This is a genomic window from Planktotalea sp., from assembly GCF_039984035.1.
GTDB lineage: Bacteria > Pseudomonadota > Alphaproteobacteria > Rhodobacterales > Rhodobacteraceae > Planktotalea.
The window spans coordinates 1-3,159 of the sequence record NZ_JBDWVM010000107.1; the positions used below are offsets into that span (position 1 = coordinate 1).

The window sequence follows — 3,159 nt, forward strand, 5'->3', positions numbered from 1 at the left end:
GGATTACTTCACAGCGACAAAGGCCAACTTCGGCATCCAGATTGGCGCGAACCAATATGCGCACGTTCTGTTCTTCATCACCGAAGACGCACTGCGCGATTTCCGCGAAAGCGACGGATGGGCCGCTGGCGCAGATGTTGACGCCTCCTTCCTTGGTGAAGGCGAGACGCTTAGCACCGATACATCAACAGCAATGTCGCCCGTTGTTGGCATCATTTTCGGACAAGCGGGTATTCGCCTTGGCGCGACGATTGAAGGCACGAAATACACACGGATGTTCCCGAACTAGCCTCTCGGGCATTGCACCCTAGATCATGTTTCTGTTACAAACGAGCTAACAAAATATAGAGGCTCGCCCAAAACGCGTGCCCGGTGACAAGTCAGGAAATACCGCGTGAACGACACACCAGAAACCCCTGAAAACGAAGACGAAAATCCGAATCCAGTTTCGGCGTATACAGGTCCGTCCATCTCCATCACTCAAGAGATGAAAACCTCATACCTTGATTATGCGATGTCTGTGATCGTTTCTCGTGCGATTCCCGACCTGCGTGACGGCCTGAAACCGGTTCACCGCCGCATTCTTTATGCGATGCACGAAACAGGTAACACGCACGAAAAAGCCTACCGCAAATCTGCCCGCCCTGTTGGCGATGTCATGGGTAAATATCACCCCCATGGGGACAGCGCAATCTACGATGCTCTGGTGCGGATGGCGCAGGACTTCTCTATGTCGCTGCCTTTGCTTGATGGTCAGGGTAACTTTGGCTCCATGGACGGCGATAACCCCGCCGCGATGCGTTATACCGAAGTGCGCATGGATAAGCCTGCAGCCTATCTATTGTCCGATATTGACAAGGAAACGGTCGATTTTCAGGACAATTACGACGGAAAAGATCGCGAACCTACAGTATTGCCCGCGCGCTATCCGAACATGTTGGTCAATGGCGCGGGCGGTATTGCCGTTGGTATGGCGACCAATATCCCTCCTCATAACCTTGGCGAAGTGGTTACCGCGACGCTTGCATTGATCGAAAATCCGGACCTGACGACCGAAGAATTGATCGAATATGTTCCTGGTCCAGACTTCCCCACAGGCGGTATGATGCTGGGGCGCAGCGGTGCGCGCAAAGCTTATCTTGAAGGTCGCGGCTCTGTCGTTATTCGCGCGAAAACACGCGTCGAAGAAATCCGCAAAGAACGCTATGCGATCATCGTGGACGAGATCCCCTATCAGGTGAACAAGTCCTCCATGATCGAAAAGATCGCAGAGCAAGTGCGCGAGAAGAAAATCGAAGGCGTTGCCCACGTTCAGGACGAAAGCGATCGTAACGGTGTGCGCGTCGTGGTCGAATTGAAACGCGATGCAACGGCTGAGGTTGTTCTCAACCAATTGTTCCGCTTCACGCCGATGCAAACCTATTTCGGCTGCAACATGCTGGCGCTGAACGGTGGTCGCCCGGAAACGCTGACACTGCGCCGCTTCCTGACCAGCTTTATCGACTTCCGCGAGGATGTAGTTGCCCGCCGCACAGCCTATGAGCTGCGCAAAGCGCGCGAACGCTCGCACATCTTGTGTGGTTTGGCAGTTGCTGTCACCAACGTGGACGAGGTCGTCGCGACGATCCGTGCCTCTGCAGATGCCGCTGAAGCGCGCCTGAAGCTGATGACACGTCGTTGGCCAGCGGGTTCCATCGCAGAATACATCAACCTGATTGATGATCCGACCCACAAAATGAACGACGATGGCACCTATAACCTGTCCGAAACGCAGGCCCGTGCGATCCTTGAATTGCGTCTGCAACGTCTGACACAAATTGGCGTTCAGGAAGTCACCGATGAACTTAAAGAACTCGCCGCAAAGATCAGAGAATACTTGGAAATTCTTGGTTCACGCGAGCGGATCATGGGTATCATTACCAATGAGCTAGAAGAGGTTCGCGCCAAGTTTGCCGTGGATCGTCGTACTGAAATCGTCGACTGGTCCGGCGACATGGAAGACGAAGATCTGATCGAGCGTGAGGATATGGTCGTAACCATCACCTCTGGCGGTTATATCAAACGTACCCCTCTTGCCGATTTCCGCGCGCAGCGTCGTGGTGGCAAGGGCGTCGCTGGTATGCAGACCAAAGATGAGGACGTCATTACAACCCTCTTCGTGGCCAACACGCACACGCAGCTGTTGTTCTTCACAACCGATGGCATGAGCTACAAGCTCAAGACATGGCGTCTCCCCCTCGGTGGTCGCACGGCCAAAGGCAAGGCGATTGTGAATATCCTGCCGATCCCCGTCGGTGTTTCCATTGCAGCGATTATGCCGGTGGATCGCGACGAAAAAGAGTGGGACGATTTGCAGGTGGTCTTCGCGACCTCCGCAGGTACCGTGCGCCGCAACAAACTGTCTGATTTCACCAATGTCATGCGCAACGGTAAAATCGCGATGAAGTTTGAGGGTGAGCATGAAGGCACAACGCTGATCGATGCGCGCATCGCCAGCAATGATGATGATGTAATGCTCGTGACCAATTCTGGCCGCGCGATCCGTTTCCGTGCAACGGACGTGCGTGTGTTTAACTCGCGCGCTTCTGTCGGTGTTCGGGGTATCAAGCTGCAAGGCGATGATACGGTCGTCTCCATGTCCGTCATTCGCCACTTCGATGCGAGCTCGGACGAGCGTGCCGCCTACCTTAAGATGCGCCGCGCGATGGCGGGTCTTGCGGATGATGCAGAACTGCCAGATGAGGAAGAAGGCGATGCAAATACGCAGCTTCCCCAAGAGCGTTATGCAGAAATGTCTGCGATTGAGAACCTGATCCTGACAATCACGACGGGCGGCGCAGGCAAACTGTCCTCCTCACACGACTATCCGCTGCGTGGACGCGGCGGCATGGGCGTCGCGGCCATGGACAAGGCAATGCGCGGCGGTGATGTGGTGGCGAGCTTCCCAGTGGAGCTGGACGATCAGATCATGCTGGCCACCTCCAAGGGTCAATCGATCCGTGTCCCTGTTGAAGGCATCTCCTTCCGCTCGCGTTCTGCAGGCGGCGTAAAGGTGTTCAACACGGGCAAAGGCGAAAGCGTTGTGTCAGTCGCGCGCATTGCAGATCAAGGCGACGAAGACATGGAAGGTGCGGACGACGCTGCGAGCACCGACACCGA

2 protein-coding genes are annotated in these 3,159 nt (G+C 55.2%); both read left to right on the forward strand.

Translation table 11 applies throughout. The features are described from left to right. Nucleotides 1-289: YSC84-related protein (locus ABJQ89_RS04780; RefSeq protein WP_348495124.1), on the forward strand; the 289-nt coding region annotated here is incomplete at its 5' end. A gap of 105 nt (nucleotides 290-394) precedes the next feature. Then, nucleotides 395-3,159, forward strand: a 2,765-nt coding sequence (gene gyrA / locus ABJQ89_RS04785; protein WP_348495125.1) for a DNA gyrase subunit A, incomplete at its 3' end; no start/stop codon positions are given.